Origin of the sequence: Saccharothrix luteola, from assembly GCF_020859565.1 — a bacterium.
Taxonomy (GTDB): domain Bacteria; phylum Actinomycetota; class Actinomycetes; order Mycobacteriales; family Pseudonocardiaceae; genus Actinosynnema; species Actinosynnema luteola.
In genome coordinates, this window is the sequence record NZ_JAJHUO010000002.1 from 196,836 (window position 1) to 213,122 (window position 16,287).

The window sequence follows — 16,287 nt, forward strand, 5'->3', positions numbered from 1 at the left end:
GGGGGGGCCACCACCACGCCCCCCCCCCCGGGGTGGGGGGGGGGGGGCCCGACTCGGCCGGTTCGGGCCGACCGCTACTACTCGTGCTGGTCACCCCACGCGCGGGCGTACCGGTTGGTGTCGGGTCGTTGGGGATCACGGCTGCGGTACACGACGTACGGCCGCACGAGGTAGCCGACCGGCGCGCTGAACACGTGCACCAGGCGGGTGTACGGCCAGATGCCCAGCAGCACGAGCACGGTCACGTTGTGCACCTGGAAGCTGAGCGGCGTGCCCGTCATCAGCTCCGGCTGCGCGGAGAACGTGAACAGGCCCCGGAACCACACCGACACGGAGGACCGGTAGTCGTAGCCGCCGCCGATCAGGTTCTCGCCCACGGTGTTGAACATCCCGGTCACGATCGCCGCCACGAGGAACGCGTACATGACCTTGTCGCCGCGCGTGGTGGCCTGGCGCACCGCGGACACCGTGAAGCGGCGGTACAGCAGGATCGCCACGCCCGCCGCGGTGGCCACGCCCGCCAGCGTCCCGGCCGTCACGGAGACGAGGTGGTACATGCCCTCGGTGATCCCGACGAACTCGGTCCAGCTCTTCGGGACCAGCAGGCCCAGCACGTGGCCGCCGATCACGGCGAGCAGCCCGAAGTGGAACAGGGGACTGCCCATGCGCAGGAGCCTGCTCTCGTGCATCTGCGAGGACCGGGTAGTCCAGCCGAACTGGTCGTGCCGGTACCGCCACACGTGCCCGACCAGGAACGAGGTCAGCGCGATGTACGGCAGGGCCAGCCACAGCAACGTGCTCATCGTCGTCCTCCCGCTTCGGCGTGCAGCGCCGGGTCCATCGCGAAGGGCTCCAACCCCACGTCCTCCTCGGGTGGCCCTTCGGCGGCCAGCGTCGCGATCTTGCGGAGGTCCGCGGCGCTGATCTCCGGCAACGTGGCGCACACCGCGTCCAGCACGGCGAGGTACGGCGACCCGCCGTCGGCGAGCGACAGCCGGATCATCTCCAGCACCGGGCGGTGCTCGACCAGCAGCCGCCGCCCGGCGATGGGATCGGCGGTCGCGGCGAACTCCAGCACCACCGCGAGGTGGTCGGGCAGCTCGTGCTCGCCCAGCTCGACACCGGCCGCGCGGTAGGCGTGCTTGAACCGCAGCAGCGCCATGCCGCGCTTCCGGGTGTCGCCGTAGGCGTAGTACGACAGGTGCAGGCAGTTGCGCTTGCGCAGGTCGAAGGTCTCGACGTAGTGCTGCGCCAACGCGCTGCCCGCCGAGGACGCCGCGTGGTCGACGAAGGACACCAGCGCGGGTCCGGCGGGCGCCGGCAGCGACCCGGCCGCCGCGCGCAGCTCGGGCAGCAGGCGCGTCATCGCCTCGCCCGGGTAGTCGATCAGGAGCGCGGCGATCCGCCACACCAGCCGGCTCTCGCGGTCCGGCGCCTCCGCGACCTTCTTGTCCCGCTTGCGCAGCACGCTCATGCGATGGCCTCGGGTTCGTGCGCGGTGGTGGCGCCGTTGCCGTTGCCCCCGGTGGGGAACAGGCCCTTGGTGTCGACGCCGTCCCAGTCGAGCAGGTTGATGCGCTTGGCCTTGTCGGCCGGTGCCGCGCCGTTGGTGTCGGTCAGCTGGAACTTCTCGGCCATCACCTCGAACGCGGTCATGCCGGGGCCGCCGTCGCCGTCCAGGCTGCACCCGGTGGTCAGGGCCTCCAGCCGGTGCGCGTCCGACCCCGCGCCGCCGGGGATCACGTAGCGGTCCTCGTACTTGGCGATGGCGAGCAGGCGGTACATGGACTCGATCTCGCCGGGCGCCAGCCGCACCGACGCGGCGATCGAGTCGTCCACGTCCTCGCCGAGGTTGACCTTGCGCATGTGCGCGCGCATCGCGGCCAGCCGCTGCAACGAGGCCCGCACCGGTCCCACGTCACCGGCGGTGAACAGCTCGGCCAGGTACTCCACCGGGATGCGCAGCGCGTCGATGGCGCCGAACAGGTTGCCCACCGCCTCGCCGTCGTGGCCGGTCTCCGACAGCACGTCGACCACGGGCGACAGCGGCGGCACGTACCAGACCATCGGCATGGTGCGGTACTCCGGGTGCAGCGGCAGCGCGAGCTGGTAGTCGACGATCAGCCGGTACACCGGCGAGTTCTGCGCGGCCTCGATCCACTCGCCGGAGATGCCCGCCCGCTCGGCCTCGGCGACCACGCGCGGGTCGTGCGGGTTGAGGAAGACGTCGAGCTGCGCGGGGTAGAGGTCCTTGTCGTCCTTGACCGACGCCGCCTCACCCACCTTGTCCGCGTCGTAGAGCAGCACGCCGATGTAGCGCAGCCTGCCCACGCACGTCTCGGAGCACACCGTCGGGATGCCCACCTCTACCCGCGGGTAGCAGAACGTGCACTTCTCCGCCTTGCCCGTCTTGTGGTTGAAGTAGATCTTCTTGTACGGGCAGCCCGTGACGCACTGCCGCCAGCCGCGGCACTTGTCCTGGTCCACCAGCACGATGCCGTCCTCGGCGCGCTTGTAGATCGCGCCGGACGGGCAGGACGCCGCGCAGGACGGGTTGAGGCAGTGCTCGCAGATGCGGGGCAGGTAGAACATGAACGTCTGCTCGAACTCGAGCTTGACCTGCTCGGAGAGCTTGCCCAGCAACGGGTCCTTGCCGATCTGCGCCGGCCCGCCGCCCAGGTCGTCGTCCCAGTTGGCGCCCCACGTCACCTTCGTGTCCTCGCCGGTGATCGACGACTTCGGCTTGGCGGTGGGCGTGGTGTCGGAGGGCGGCGCGGACAGCAGGTTCTGGTAGTCGTAGGTCCACGGCTCGTAGTAGTCCGCCACCGTGGGCATGTCCGGGTTGGCGAAGATGTTCAGCAGCCGCTTGAGCCGCGAGCCGGTGCGCAGGGTCAGCTTGCCGCGCTTGTTCAGCGCCCAGCCGCCCTTCCACTTGTCCTGGTCCTGGTACTGGCGCGGGTAGCCCTGGCCGGGCCGCGTCTCGACGTTGTTGAACCACGCGTACTCCACGCCGCCGCGGTTGGTCCACGCCTGCTTGCAGGTGACGCTGCACGTGTGGCAGCCGATGCACTTGTCCAGGTTCATCACCATGGCGAGCTGTGCCATCACGCGCATCAGTACTGCACCTCCTGGCTCCGGCGGCGAATGGTCGTGACCTCGTCCCGCTGGTTGCCCGTGGGACCGTGGTAGTTGAGCGCGAAGGACTGCTGGGCGTAGCCGCCGATGAGGTGCGACGGCTTGACCATCAACCGGGTCAGCGCGTTGTGGATGCCGCCGCGCTTGCCGGTCGCCTCGGTCCGCGGCACGCCGACCGCCTTGTCCTGCGCGTGGTACATGAACACCGTGCCCTCGGGCATCCGGTGGGACACGATCGCGCGGGCGACCACGATCCCGTTCCGGTTGACCGCCTCGATCCAGTCGTTGTCCTCGACGCCGATCTTCGCGGCGTCCCGGTCCGACATCCAGATCGCCTGCCCACCGCGCGACAGCGTGAGCATGTGCAGGTTGTCCTGGTACGCCGAGTGGATCGACCACTTCGAGTGCGGGGTCAGGTAGCGCACGGTCACGCCGCCGTTCAGCGCGCCGACGGCCGGCTCGTCGAACAGCGCCGTCATGTCCAGCGGCGGCCGGAAGACCGGCAGCTGCTCGCCCAGCTCGAACATCCAGTCGTGGTCGAGGAAGAAGTGCTGGCGCCCGGTGAGCGTGTGCCAGGGCTTGAGCCGCTCGGTGTTGATCGTGAACGGGGAGTACCGCCGGCCGCCGGTCTCGCTGCCCGACCACTCCGGCGAGGTGATCACGGGCACCGGCCGGGCCTGGGTGTCGGGGAAGGTGATCCGCTTGCCCTCGCTCTCCGCGGCCAGGTCGGCCAGCGGGGTGCCGGTACGGCGTTCCAGGGCGCGGAACCCCTCCGTGGCCAGGCGGCCGTTGGTCGTGCCGGACAGGGCCAGGATCGCCTCCGCGGCGTGGGTGTCCTTGGCCAGCGACGGTCGCCCGGCCGCGACACCGGACAGGACCGTCCCGTTGGCGCCCTTGAGGTACTCGACCTCCTCGTCCGGGTGGGTGGTGACGCCCTTGGTGGTCAGCCCGACCTGCTCGACCAGCGGTCCGAGGGCGGCCATCTTCTCGCCGACCGCCGGGTAGTCGCGCTCCACGACGACCAGCCTCGGCATGGTCTTGCCGGGTATCGGCTCGCACTCGCCGTTCTTCCAGTCCAGCACCCGACCGCCCGGCTGCGCGGTGGCGTCGGCGGTGTCGTGGGTGAGCGGGACGGCCACGATGTCCTTGCGCTTGCCCAGGTGCTTCTCGGCCAGCCAGGAGAACCCGCGGGCGATGCGGTGGAACGCCTCGAAGTCGGTCTTGGTCTCCCACGGCGGGGAGATCGCGGGCGAGAAGGCGTGCACGTAGGGGTGCATGTCGGTGGAGGAAAGGTCGTGCTTCTCGTACCAGGTCGCCGCGGGCAGCACGACGTCCGAGAACAGCGTCGTCGACGTCATCCGGAAGTCCAGCGACAGCAGCAGGTCCAGCTTGCCGACCGGCGCCTCGTCGCGCCAGGTCACCTCCTGCGGCCGCACCCCGTCGGAGTCCTTGGCGCGCAGGTTGGTGTCGGTGCCGAGCAGGTGCTTGAGGAAGTACTCGTTGCCCTTGGCCGACGAGCCGAGCAGGTTCGCCCGCCACACGGTGAGCACGCGCGGGAAGTTCTCCGGCGCGTCCGGGTCCTCGCAGGCGAACCGCAGGTGCCCGGACTTGAGCCCGTCCACCACGTGGTCCGCTGCGGGTTTGCCCAGCCGCTCCGCCTCGTCGGCCAGGTCGAGCGGGTTGCGGTTGAACGTCGGGTAGCTCGGCATCCACCCCAGGCGGGACGCGAGCGCGATGTTGTCGGCCGCGGTGCGACCGGCGAAGCGACCGGTGCCCAGCGGCGAGGACATCACGTCCGAGGTGAACGGGTCGTAGCGCCACTGGTCGGTGGCCAGGTACCAGAAGATCGTGCCCTGCATCTGCCGGGGCGGGCGCTGCCAGTCCAGCCCGAACGCCAGGGTGGACCACCCGGTGATCGGGCGGCACTTCTCCTGGCCCACGTAGTGCGCCCACCCGCCGCCGTTGACGCCCTGGCAGCCGGTGAGCATGGTCAGCGCCAGGAACGAGCGGTAGATCTGGTCGGAGTGGAACCAGTGGTTGGTGCCCGCGCCCATGAGGATCATGGACCGGCCCTTGGAGCGCTCGGCGTTGTCGGCGAACTCCCGGCCGATCCGCTCGGCCGCGGCGGCGGGCACCCCGGTGATCCCTTCCTGCCAGGCGGGGGTGTAGGGCTGGGTGGCGTCGTCGTAACCGGTGGGCCACTCGCCGGGCAGGTCGTCGCGGCGCACGCCGTACTGGGCGAGCAGCAGGTCGAACACCGTGGTCACCCGCCGACCCGCGACGATCCGCGTCGGCACGCCCCGGTGCAGCACGCCCGGCTCGCTGGTGTCGAACCGCGGCAGCGCCACGGTGACCGGGTCGCCGCCGCGCACCGACAGCAGCGGGTCGACGTCGCCGAGGTCCAGGTTCCACTTGCCCTGCCCGGAGTCGGTGAACCGGTGCCCGAGCGAGCCGGGCGGGACCACCGGCTCGCCGTGCGCGTCCAGCAGCACGGTCTTGGACTCCGCGCCCTCGCCGGTGTCGCCGAGGTCGGCGGCGGTGAGGAACTTGCCCGGCACGTAGCCGTCGTCGGATTCGGTCAACGTGACCAGGAACGGCAGGTCGGTGTAGCGCTTGACGTAGTCGGTGAAGTACGGGGTGCTCTTCTCGACGAAGAACTCCCGCAGGATCACGTGCCCCATCGCCATGGCGAGCGCCGCGTCGGTGCCCGGGCGCGCGGGCAGCCACTCGTCGGCGAACTTGGTGTTGTCGGCGTAGTCCGGGGACACCACGACGACCTTCTGGCCCCGGTAGCGCGCCTCGGTCATGTAGTGCGCGTCGGGCGTGCGGGTGACGGGGACGTTCGAGCCCCACATGATCAGGTAACCGGCGTCGAACCAGTCCGCCGACTCCGGCACGTCGGTCTGGTCGCCGAACACCTGCGGGCTCGCCACCGGCAGGTCGGCGTACCAGTCGTAGAAGCTCAGCATCGAGCCCCCGATCAGCGAGACGAACCGGGCGCCTGCCGCGTGGCTGACCATGGACATCGCCGGGATCGGCGAGAAGCCCGCGACCCGGTCCGGGCCGTGGCGCTTGATCGTGTGCACGTGCGCGGCGGCGACCATCTCGGCGGCCTCCCACCACTCGGCGCGCACGAAGCCGCCCATGCCGCGGGCGGCCTTGTACCGGCGGGACTTCTCCGGGTCCTCGACGATGTCGGCCCAGGCGAGCACCGGGTCCTTCAGCCGTTCCTTCGCCTCGCGGTAGTACTCCAGCAGCACGCCGCGCACGTACGGGTAGCGCACCCGGGCGGGGGAGTAGGTGTACCAGGAGAACGACGCGCCGCGGGGACAGCCGCGCGGCTCGTACTCCGGCTTGTCCGGCCCGATCGACGGGTAGTCGGTCTGCTGGGACTCCCAGGTGATGACGCCGTCCTTGACGTAGACCTTCCACGAGCAGGAGCCGGTGCAGTTCACCCCGTGGGTGGACCGCACCACCTTGTCGTAGGCCCACCGGTCCCGGTAGAACACGTCGGCGCCGCGCCCACCGATCTGGTGCAGCGTGCGCCCGTCCGCGGAGGTCTCGCCCCGCTGGAAGTGCCTGGCCAGGCGCAGCAGCGAATCACCGATCTCGGAATCGGGCTCCGCGGCGTTCGGACGAACGCTACCGGCGGAGAAATTCGACACGGCGATCACCTCCGAAGTAATAGTGAATCGCTAAATCGACAGTCGTCGTCAATGGCTCTGCTGGGTCACCTTAGGGGGCGGCCGGGGTGCCTACAAGAAAGGAGTGAAATCCGCACGCTATCGCGCCGAGGCCGGTGAGCACGACGTAACCTCGCGTTTACGACCGCCCTGTTGCCCGTGTCCCCGCCTTGGTCGGTCAACCTCGGTTGACCTGCGGTTGTGTGACCGGGTTGACCTTGGTGGCACCGTGCGTGACGAGAGCCGCCCCACATGTTCGCACCCATCTTTAACATCCAAGTCACACCGGCCGGGTGACGAGGTGCGGAGTCGCCCACGGCCCGGGATGGGTATCGGTGATTTCGGGCTGTGGAATTCTTCGTCGCGAGCGCCCGCCCGACCATCCCGATCCTCGGGACTCGCGCAGTGACCACCATGGCTCCGGGAGGCCCGACGTGGGAACTGGCCGTCACACTTCTGCGGGTTTCTTTCCCGCACCGCATTCCGACGAGGGTGCGGTAGAGCCGGGTCACGGGGGATACTGCCGGTAACGTCACGGCGACGCTGTGCGAACCACGGGTTGTGGAGACCGAGCAGCTGACCGCCTCGCTCTTCCGGCGGGTCGACGCCTTCTTCCGGGACCAGGACGTCGATGCGGTCCTGGCGGCGGAGGCGCTCGCGGAAGCCCATGCGCTCGCGGGCGCGACCGATCCGGACGCGGTCGTGGCCGTGGCGTACTTCTGCTGGTGCCGGTTCTTCGCCGGGGACCGGGACCCCGACACCGTGTCGGCCTACCTGAACCGGTTCCTCGCGCTGCGGCCGGAACACCCCGACGTCCTGCCGGTCCTGTTGTCGGCCGCGCTCGACCTGGTCGAAGGAGGCGGCGCGGGGGAGGGCGAGTTCGACCCGTTCTTCCTCTACAGCCTGGGCGGCGGCTTCGCCTCCCGCTTCGAGGTGACCGGGGACCGGCTGGACCTCGACCGCGCGGTGGCGGCGACGACCGCGTGCGCCGCCCGGCTCCCGGAGGGCGAGGAGTTCCACGGCGCCGCGTTGTGCCGGCTCGGCTGGGTCCTGACGATCCGGCTCCGGGTGGACGGCCCCGACAGCCCGGACGGCGCCGAAGCCGCCCGCGTCCTCACCGCCTGCCTCGCCGCGTCACGGCCCGGCCATGCGCACCGGCCCGTCGCGATGGCGAACCTGGTCGACCTGCGGGCCACGCAGTTCGTGCAACGACCCGGTCCCGAGCGGGCCGACCTGCTGGTCGAGGTGATGTCGCGGACGTGGCACGACCCCGACGCGGACGACGACGTCCGGGCGCACGTCACCGAACTCACCACCGACCTGCTCGCCGGCTTGGGCGAGCACGTGGGGATCGACGAGCCGGACCGCGTGATCGCTCTCTACCGCCTCGGGGTGGAGGCGACAGCGCCTGGTCACCCGGCTCACGTCCACGCCCTGCTGGAACTGGGCGTCGCCCTGGTCTCCCGCGCCGAGACCGACACCACGACGGTCGACCTGGACGAGGCGATCGAGGTGTTGCGCCGCGCCGTGCCGCTCGCGGAGCAGTTGCGGCTCGCAGTGCCGCAGGCGCTGGCCCACACCCGGTTGTGCCTCGTCCACCTCGCCCGCTTCGAACGGCTCCAGGACCCGCTCGACGTGGAGCACGGCGTCGCGGCCGGGCGCGCCGCCCTCGGCCCGGCGCGGGGCGAGCAGCCCTTGACCGACTACTGCGTGGTCAACCTGGCGAACGCGCTGGTGTCGGCGCACCTCTGCGGCGTGCCCGGCGCGCTGGCCGAGTCCATCGAGCTGCTGCTGACCGCGGTGGACAGCGGCAGCCTCGACCTCAAGGGCCGGGCCAGGGTGCAGCTCGGCACCGCGTACCGACTGCTGTTCGCCGAGACCGGCGACCGCGCGGCCATCGACGAGGCGGTGCACTGGCACAGGTCGGCCGGTGACCACGTCCCGCCGGACCGGCCGCACTACGTCGACCACCTCAACCTCCTGGCCATCGCGCTGTCCGACCGCTCCCGGAGGTACGGCGGCGACGAGGACCTGGACGAAGCGATCGAGCTGTACGCCGCCGCGGCGGCGGTCAGGCCGGACGGGCATCCCGAGCGCCTGCTGGACCAGGCCAACCTGGTGCGGGCGCACCTCGCCCGCTACCACTTGCACGGCGACCCGGACTCGGCCACGCGCGCGCTGGCCGTCGCCCGCGAGATCACCGCGCCCGAGTTGCCGCCGGGCATGGCGGTCGTCCAGCTGGGGGCGGTCGGACACGCCCTGCTCACCGCGTACGAGCTCTTCGGCTCCGCGCGCGACCTGGACGACGGGATCGCGGTGCTCCGGCGCGGGATCGCGGGTGGTGTCCGTCCGGATCCCTCGTTGGTGAACCAGCTCGGTGGCGCGTTGCTCCGCCGCTTCGAGCGGACCGGCGCCGCGGCGGACGCGGTGGACGCGGTGGACGCGTTCCACGAGGCGCTGGCCGCGGTCGGGCCGACCGAGGTGCTGCGGCCCGAGATCCTCTCCGGCCTGTGCGAGGGGTTCGGCCACCTGTACCACCTCACCGGTGACCCCGCGCACCTGGACGCGGCCGTGGAGGCGGGCATCGGGTCGGTCACCGGGCTCGAGGGCACGGCCCGCCACGCCCGGCACTCGACGAACCTCGCGAACGCGTACGCGACGCGCTTCCGCGTCCGGCACGACCCGGCCGACCTCGACCGCGCCGTCGAGGCTCACCGCGCCGTCCTGGCGGCCACGCGCCCGGGCGACCCCGGCCGGTCCCGCTACCTGTCCAACCTCGGTGGTGCGCTCGCCGACCGCTTCGGGTCCACCGGCCAGGCGCGGGACCTGGACGAGGCCGTCGCCCTGCTGCGGGAATGCGTCGCGCGCACCACGTCGGGCGAAACCCAGCTCGCGGTGCACTCGTACAACCTCGCCGCCGCGCTGCTCCGCCGCCACCGGGCCGGGCACGACCCGGCCGATCTCGCCGAGGCCCTCGCGGCGCTGTCGGCCGGGGCCGCCTCGGTGGCGTCGCCGGCGCTCGACCGGATCCGGGCGGCGTCGTGGTGGGCCGTTGCCGGGGCCGGGCACGACGTGGCGTCGTCGCTCGCCGGGTACGAGCAGGTGGTGGCGTTGCTGCCGGTGCTCGCCTGGCACGGCCTGCACCGCGAGGACCGGCAACGGCAACTGCTCGCGCTGGTCGGGGTCGCTTCGCACGCCGCCGCCACCGCGCTCACGGCGGGTCGTCCGCAACGGGCCGTCGAACTGCTGGAGCAGGGCCGGTCGGTGCTCTGGTCGCAGGTCCTGGACCTGCGCGCGGACTTCCTGGCGCTGCACGAGGTGCGCCCGGACCTCGCGCGGCGGTTGGCCGAACTGCGCGACGGCCTTGACGAAGCTCCCACGATCGACCCCACCCCCGCCACGCGCGACCTCCGCATGACGCTCGCCCGGCAGTGGGACGAGACCGTGGCCGAAGTCCGCGGGCTGCCCGGGCTGGCCGACTTCCTGCGCCCGCCGCCGTTCGCCGAGCTGCTCACCGCCGCGACCGGCGGACCGGTCGTCGTCGTCAACGTGAGCCCGCTGCGCTGCGACGCCCTGATCCTGACCACCCGCGGCGTCGACGTGGTGCCGCTGCCCGACCTGACGGCGGTCGCCGCGACCGAACGGGCCGAGGAACTCGCCGCCGCCGCGCGCGCCGCCCACGACGTCGCGGGGATCATCGCGCACAACACCGTCCTGAACGACGTGCTGGCGTGGCTGTGGCAGGCCGTGGCCCAGCCCGTGCTCGACCACCTCGGCCCGACGCCCCGGCTGTGGTGGTGCCCGACCGGCGCCATGACCCGGCTGCCGCTGCACGCGGCGGGCATCCCCGGCACGTCCGCCTCCGTGCCCCACCGGACGGTCTCCTCCTACACGCCCACGATCAGGGCCCTCTCCTTGGCGCGGAAGGAGAAGCCGGCCGAGCGCGACGGCACGCTCGTCGTGGCCGTCCCCGACGCGGCGGACGCCGCCCCGCTGGACGTCGAACCGGAAGTCGCCGTGCTCACCGAGCTGACGCGAGGCACGTGCACCGTGCGCCGATCCGCCGACGCGCAGCGCCACCGGGTGCTCGCCGACCTGCGACGGCACACCCACGTGCACTTCGCCTGCCACGGCGTGGCCGACGCCCGACGCCCGTCGACGTCGGGACTGGTGCTGCACGACGAGCTGCTGACGGTCGCCGACGTCTCCCGCCTGCACCTCAGGGGCGAACTGGCCTACCTGTCCGCGTGCGACACCGCGAGCGGCGGCGACCTGCCCGACGAATCGCTGCACCTGGGCGCGGCGCTCCAACTGGCCGGCTACCGCCACGTCGTGGCCACGCTCTGGCCGATCCACGACACCACCGCCGCCGAAGTCGCCCGCGGCTTCTACCAACGCCTCGGCACGACGATGGCCGGCGACCAGGCCGCGTACGCGCTGCACCGCGCCGTGCACGACCTCCGTGCCCGGGGCTGGGACACGCTGCCCTCCGCGTGGGTCCCGTACGTCCACGTCGGCCCCTGAAGCGAGCCAACGTTGGGCAGATTCTTGACGACCGACACAGATGTGCCTAGCTTCAAGGTGGGGCTGGTTCCGGTCGGAGCGGCCCGCCCGCTGGGCCCGGTCAAGGACTGGAGGGGTCGCCATGCGCAACCAGGGCATCGGCTCGTGGACCGCACGGCGGGTCCGCAAGACGCCGGAGAAGGTGGCGGTGATCCACGAAGGTCGTGGGTCGACCTACCGGCAACTGCACGAACGGGTGCTCCGGCTCGCGCACGGCCTGCGGCGGCTCGGTGTGGGCCGGGGCGACCGGGTCGCCTACCTGGGGCCGAACCACCCCGCCTTCCTGGAGACGTTGTTCGCCGTCGGCGCGCTCGGCGCGGTGTTCGTCCCGCTGAACATGCGGCTGGCGCCGGCGGAGGTGGCGCACGTCCTGACCGACTCGGGCAGCGACGTGCTGGTGTACGCCCCGGAGCAGGCGTCCGTCGTCGAGGCGGTCCGGGCCGCCGCGGGATCGCTGCGGACCATCGCGCTCGACCACCCCGCCGCGGGCGAGTCCTCGTACGAGGAGCTGATCGCGGCGTCCGAGGCCGATCCGATCGACGAACCGGTCACGCTCGACGACCTCTGCCTGATCATGTACACCTCGGGCACGACCGGGCGGCCCAAGGGCGCCATGCTGACCCACGGCAACCTCACGTGGAACACCGTCAACGTGCTGGTCGACGTCGACCTGGCCAGTGACGAGGTGACGCTGGTCGTCGCGCCGCTGTTCCACACCGCCGGGCTGAACATGACCTGCCTGCCCACGCTCATCAAGGGCGGCACGGTCGTCCTCATGCCGGCTTTCGACGCCGCCGAGGTGCTCGACCAGATCGAGACCCACCGCGTCACGTACATGTTCGGCGTTCCCACCATGTACAACGCGATCGCCGCCTGCCCGCGCTGGGAGGAGGCGGACCTGTCCAGCCTGCGGCAGGTCAACTGCGGCGGCGCGCCCGTGCCGGAGTCGACCATCCGCACCTACCAGCGGCGCGGCCTGTCCTTCAGCCAGGGCTACGGCATGACCGAGACCTCTCCCGGCGCCCTGTACCTGACCAAGGAGATGAGCGAGGTCAAGGCGGGAACGGCCGGTGTGCCGCACTTCTTCACCGACGTGCGCGTGGTCGGGCCGGGCCTGACCGACGTCACGCCCGGTGAGAAGGGCGAGATCGTGATCAGCGGTCCCACCGTGATGCGCGGCTACTGGCAGCGGCCCGCGGACACGGCGCGGGCGTTCGGCCCCGACGGGTGGTTCCACTCCGGCGACGTCGCCACGCCGGACGAGGACGGCTACATCGCCGTGGTCGACCGGCTCAAGGACGTGATCATCTCGGGCGGGGAGAACATCTACCCCGCCGAGGTCGAGAGCGTCCTGCACGAGCACCCCTCGATCGCCGAGTGCACGGTGATAGGCGTTCCCGACTCCCGGTGGGGTGAGGTGGGCCGCGCGGTCGTCACCGTCAACCCCGGTGCCGACGCGACGAACGAGCGGGACGTCCTGGCGTTCCTGCGCGCCAGGCTGGCCGGCTACAAGATCCCGAAGTCCGTGGTGTTCGTGGACGAACTGCCGCAGAGCGCCACCGGGAAGCTGCTGAAGAAACTCGTGCGCGCCCGTTACGGCGCGAGCTGACCCATCGGACGGTCCACAAGAGACGCAGCGCGTGGAGATCACCGCGCAGGAGGTTGCCAGATCATGACGTTCGCGCGTAACCACTGGTACGTGGCGGCCTACGGCCGCGAGATCGGGCGGGAGCTGCTCGCCAGGACGATCCTGGGTGAGCCGCTGGTGTTCTACCGCAGTGAGGCCGGCGAGGTGGTGGCGCTGGCCGACCGGTGCGTGCACCGGCGCTACCCGCTCTCGGAGAGCAGGCTGGAAGGCGACACGATCGTCTGCGGCTACCACGGCTTCACCTACGACAAGGCCGGCAGTTGCGTGTTCGTGCCGGGGCAGGAGCGGATCCCGCGCACCGCGCGGGTGCCGTCCTACCCGGTGGTGGAGCAGGACTCGTTCGTCTGGGTGTGGATCGGCGAGCGGGACCGGGCCGACGAGGCGCTGATCCCGCGTGCGCCCTGGCTCGCCGACCCCGCCTACACCACGGTGTGCGGGATGGAGCCGTTGGCGGCGCGGTACGAACTGCTGGTGGACAACCTGATGGACCTGTCGCACGAGACCTACCTGCACGGCGGGTACATCGGCACGCCCGAGGTGGCGAACACGCCGATCACCACCGAGGTCGACGAGGACGACCGGGTCATCTACGTCAGCCGGCACATGGCCGACGCCGCGTGCCCGCCGTTCTACGCCAAGTCCACCGGGATCGAAGGCCGGATCACGCGCTGGCAGGACATCGAGTACCACCCGCCGTGCCTGTACCTGCTGCACAGCCGGGTCGCGCCGGTCGACGTGCTGCCGAAGGCCGACGGCTCGGACCCGCACGGCTTCCACGTCGAGGTCGTCTACGCCATCACGCCGGAGACCGAGCACAGCACGCACGACTTCTGGGCCGTGGCACGGGATTTCGCGCTGGACGACCAGGAGGTGTCGGACTTCCTGCGTGACAGCAACCGCACGGTGGTCCTCCAAGACGTCACCGCGCTGGACCTCCTGGAGCGCGTGATCCGGTCCGAGCCGGAGGGCTACCAGGAACTGTCGATCAACATCGACACCGGTGGGCTGGCGGCGCGGCGCATCCTCAAGCGCATGGTCGCGGAGGCCGACGAACCGTCGAAGGCGGCCGTGACATGAGCGACCGGGTGGCGATGCTGCGCGGCGGCACGGTCTACCGCATCCACTGGGAGCCGGGCACCGACCTGCTGGTCGGCGTGTGCCATTGCGGAGCCGAGCACGAGTCGGACGATCCGGTGGAACTGTGGGACTGGCTGCTGGCCCACCCCGAGGGCCACGAATCGCCGACCGCCGTGTCGCCGCAGGCCGTGTCGCCGCCGACGGTCGACCGGCAGCCGGTCGACGCCCACCGGTGAACGGGAGCCCGATGACCGCGTCCACCGGGCACGTGGAGTTCGACGTCCTGGTCGAGCGCAAGGAGCTGATCGCCGACGGCGTCGTGCGGCTGACCCTGCGCCACCCGCGCGGCGAACCGCTGCCCGCGTGGGAACCGGGCGCGCACGTGGATCTCGTGCTGGGGCCGGACCTCGTCCGCCAGTACTCGCTGTGCGGCGACCCGGCGGACCGCTCGACGCTCCAGGTGGCCGTCCTGCACGAGCCTGCCGGCCGTGGGGGATCGCGGTACGTGCACTCGACGCTCGGCGAGGGTTCCACGGTGCGGGTTCGCGGGCCGCGCAACCAGTTCCCGCTCGTGGCGGCGGAGCGCTACCTGTTCGTCGCGGGTGGCATCGGCATCACGCCGATCGTGCCCATGATCAGGGCGGTCGCCGGTCGTGGCGCGTCGTGGCGGTTGCTGTACGGAGGTCGGACGCGCTCGTCCATGGCTTTCGCCGGCGACCTGCGCGAGCGGTACGGCGACCGGGTGGTCGTGCGGCCGCAGGACGAGACCGGGTTGCTGGAGCTGGACTCGTTCTTGGCGGCGGACGCCGAGGTCTACTGCTGCGGGCCGGAGCCGTTGCTCGCCGCCGTCGAGCAACGCTCGCCCGCTCGTCTGCACGTCGAGCGCTTCACGCCCAGGGCTGTCGAGGGCGAGCGGACGTCGTTCGAGGTAGAACTGGCGCGGTCGGGTCGGACACTGGTCGTGCCGGAGGACGAGTCGATCCTGGACGCGGTGGAGGAAGCCGGGATCGCGGTGCTGTCCTCGTGCCGGGAGGGGACGTGCGGCACGTGCGAGACGGGCGTGCTGGAGGGAGTTCCGGACCACCGGGACTCCGTGCTCGACGACGAGGAGCGGGCGGCCTGCGACGTGATGATGATCTGCGTGTCACGGTCCCGAAGCCGACGGCTCGTCCTCGACCTGTGACCCCGGAGTCGAACCCGGCGCCAAGTCACCTGCCGATCTGTCGTCCGACCCTCTCGGCCGTCTCGCGCAGCCAGCTGTGCCCGGCGTCCTGGGTGTGGATGGGGTGCCACCACATGGCTTCCTGCACGGGCACGGCGGGGAATGGGCAGGGCAGGGTGCGCACGCCGGGGGTGGGGAAGCGTTCGACCAGGCGTTGTTGTGCCAGGGCCACGCGTCGGGTGCCGGCGACGAGGGGAGCGAGGAGGTGGAAGGAGGGCGCGGAGACGTCGACGCGGGGGCTGATGCCGAGCATGCTCAGCTGGCGGGTGACGGGTGCGTCGTAGGCGCGTTGGTAGACCGCCCAGGGCAGGCGGGCGAGGTCGTCGAGGGTGAGGTCGTCGCCGATCTCGGGGTTGTCGTCGGCGACCAGGCACACCCAGCGGTCGGTGAACAGCTCCACGGCGGGGAAGCCGTCGATGACGCCGTGGGGGAGCAGGAGGCCGTCCACGGTGCTGAGCACGGTGCCGAGGTTGTCCAGCAGGGTGGGCGAGGTCTGCCGGAAGGTCAGGTGGACGCCGGGTGCGACGTCGTGCAGTTCGCGGGCCAGGGCGACGCCGAAGACGGCGGCGCCGTAGTCGGACGAGACGAGGGTGAACTCGCGGGTGTCGGTGCTCGGGTCGAAGTCGGCCTGGCTGGTGAACACCCGGTCCAGCACGTCGCACGCGGTGGCGGCGCGGTCGCGCAGGACGGCGCCCAGCGGGGTGAGTTCGTAGCGGGAGCCGGTGCGGGACAGCAGCGGGTCGTCGAAGTGGCGGCGCAGGCGCGCCAGGGCGGCGCTCATCGCGGGTTGCGTGACGCCGATGCGCTGCCCCGCCTTGGTGACGTTGCGCTCCTCCAGCAGCGCGCGCAGCGCGACGACCAGGTTCAGGTCGAGGTTGGACAGGTTCACCGGCACCTCCTGTCATCCACGGCGTGGATGCGAAGCATCACGAACATTCATTTCCGTGATTCTTTGACGC

The 16,287-nt window shown here is 71.4% G+C and carries 10 protein-coding genes; 5 read left to right on the plus strand and 5 right to left on the minus strand.

Annotated features, from left to right (window positions below):
• Positions 1 to 77: 77 nt before the first annotated feature.
• Genes narI through LNK82_RS02640 form a run of 4 tightly spaced genes read right to left on the minus strand, consistent with a single transcriptional unit; the run spans position 78 to position 6,743 of the window.
• Positions 78 to 803 carry a respiratory nitrate reductase subunit gamma gene (gene narI, locus LNK82_RS02625; protein ID WP_230565277.1) on the minus strand — a complete coding sequence of 242 codons (726 nt, stop codon included), beginning with the start codon at positions 801 to 803 and terminating at the stop codon, positions 78 to 80.
• On the minus strand, positions 800 to 1,474 hold the full coding sequence (gene narJ / locus LNK82_RS02630; protein ID WP_230565278.1) for a nitrate reductase molybdenum cofactor assembly chaperone: 675 nt from the start codon (positions 1,472 to 1,474) through the stop codon (positions 800 to 802). The genes narI and narJ overlap by 4 nt, the downstream gene beginning before the upstream one ends.
• Positions 1,471 to 3,114: a nitrate reductase subunit beta gene (narH, locus tag LNK82_RS02635; RefSeq protein ID WP_230565279.1), complete on the minus strand. Its 1,644-nt coding sequence runs from the start codon at positions 3,112 to 3,114 to the stop codon at positions 1,471 to 1,473. The genes narJ and narH overlap by 4 nt, the downstream gene beginning before the upstream one ends.
• Positions 3,114 to 6,743 (minus strand): nitrate reductase subunit alpha, encoded by a 3,630-nt coding sequence (locus tag LNK82_RS02640; RefSeq protein WP_230565434.1) that lies wholly within the window; start codon positions 6,741 to 6,743, stop codon positions 3,114 to 3,116. The genes narH and LNK82_RS02640 overlap by 1 nt, the downstream gene beginning before the upstream one ends.
• Positions 6,744 to 7,379: 636 nt before the next feature.
• Between LNK82_RS02640 and LNK82_RS47555 the strand changes: the two genes are divergently transcribed.
• From LNK82_RS47555 to LNK82_RS02665, 5 genes are all read left to right on the plus strand, one after another.
• Complete coding sequence (locus tag LNK82_RS47555) at positions 7,380 to 11,342, plus strand: CHAT domain-containing protein (RefSeq protein ID WP_230565280.1); 3,963 nt, start codon at positions 7,380 to 7,382, stop codon at positions 11,340 to 11,342.
• Positions 11,343 to 11,463: 121 nt separating this feature from the next.
• The gene (locus tag LNK82_RS02650; RefSeq protein WP_230565281.1) at positions 11,464 to 12,990 is read left to right on the plus strand and encodes an acyl-CoA synthetase; all 1,527 of its coding nucleotides are present in this window, start codon (positions 11,464 to 11,466) and stop codon (positions 12,988 to 12,990) included.
• 63 nt (positions 12,991 to 13,053) lie between these two features.
• Positions 13,054 to 14,106, plus strand: a complete 1,053-nt coding sequence (locus LNK82_RS02655) for an aromatic ring-hydroxylating dioxygenase subunit alpha (RefSeq protein WP_230565282.1) — start codon at positions 13,054 to 13,056, stop codon at positions 14,104 to 14,106.
• Entirely contained in the window at positions 14,103 to 14,342 is a 240-nt protein-coding gene (locus LNK82_RS02660) for a hypothetical protein (protein WP_230565283.1), read from the plus strand. Before LNK82_RS02655 ends, LNK82_RS02660 begins: the two co-directional genes overlap by 4 nt.
• A gap of 11 nt (positions 14,343 to 14,353) precedes the next feature.
• Complete coding sequence (locus LNK82_RS02665) at positions 14,354 to 15,289, plus strand: PDR/VanB family oxidoreductase (RefSeq protein WP_230565284.1); 936 nt, start codon at positions 14,354 to 14,356, stop codon at positions 15,287 to 15,289.
• A 25-nt stretch (positions 15,290 to 15,314) separates the two neighbouring features.
• On the opposite strand, the gene LNK82_RS02670 is transcribed toward LNK82_RS02665, so the two are convergent.
• Positions 15,315 to 16,217 (minus strand): LysR family transcriptional regulator, encoded by a 903-nt coding sequence (locus LNK82_RS02670; protein ID WP_230565285.1) that lies wholly within the window; start codon positions 16,215 to 16,217, stop codon positions 15,315 to 15,317.
• Positions 16,218 to 16,287 lie beyond the last annotated feature (70 nt).

Coding starts and splice junctions, on each gene's coding strand:
- narI (WP_230565277.1), bottom strand. CDS start 803: ATGAGCACGTTGCTGTGGCTGGCCCTGCCGTACATCGCGCTGACCTCG.
- narJ (WP_230565278.1), bottom strand. CDS start 1,474: ATGAGCGTGCTGCGCAAGCGGGACAAGAAGGTCGCGGAGGCGCCGGAC.
- narH (WP_230565279.1), bottom strand. CDS start 3,114: ATGCGCGTGATGGCACAGCTCGCCATGGTGATGAACCTGGACAAGTGC.
- LNK82_RS02650 (WP_230565281.1), top strand. CDS start 11,464: ATGCGCAACCAGGGCATCGGCTCGTGGACCGCACGGCGGGTCCGCAAG.
- LNK82_RS02655 (WP_230565282.1), top strand. CDS start 13,054: ATGACGTTCGCGCGTAACCACTGGTACGTGGCGGCCTACGGCCGCGAG.
- LNK82_RS02660 (WP_230565283.1), top strand. CDS start 14,103: ATGAGCGACCGGGTGGCGATGCTGCGCGGCGGCACGGTCTACCGCATC.
- LNK82_RS02665 (WP_230565284.1), top strand. CDS start 14,354: ATGACCGCGTCCACCGGGCACGTGGAGTTCGACGTCCTGGTCGAGCGC.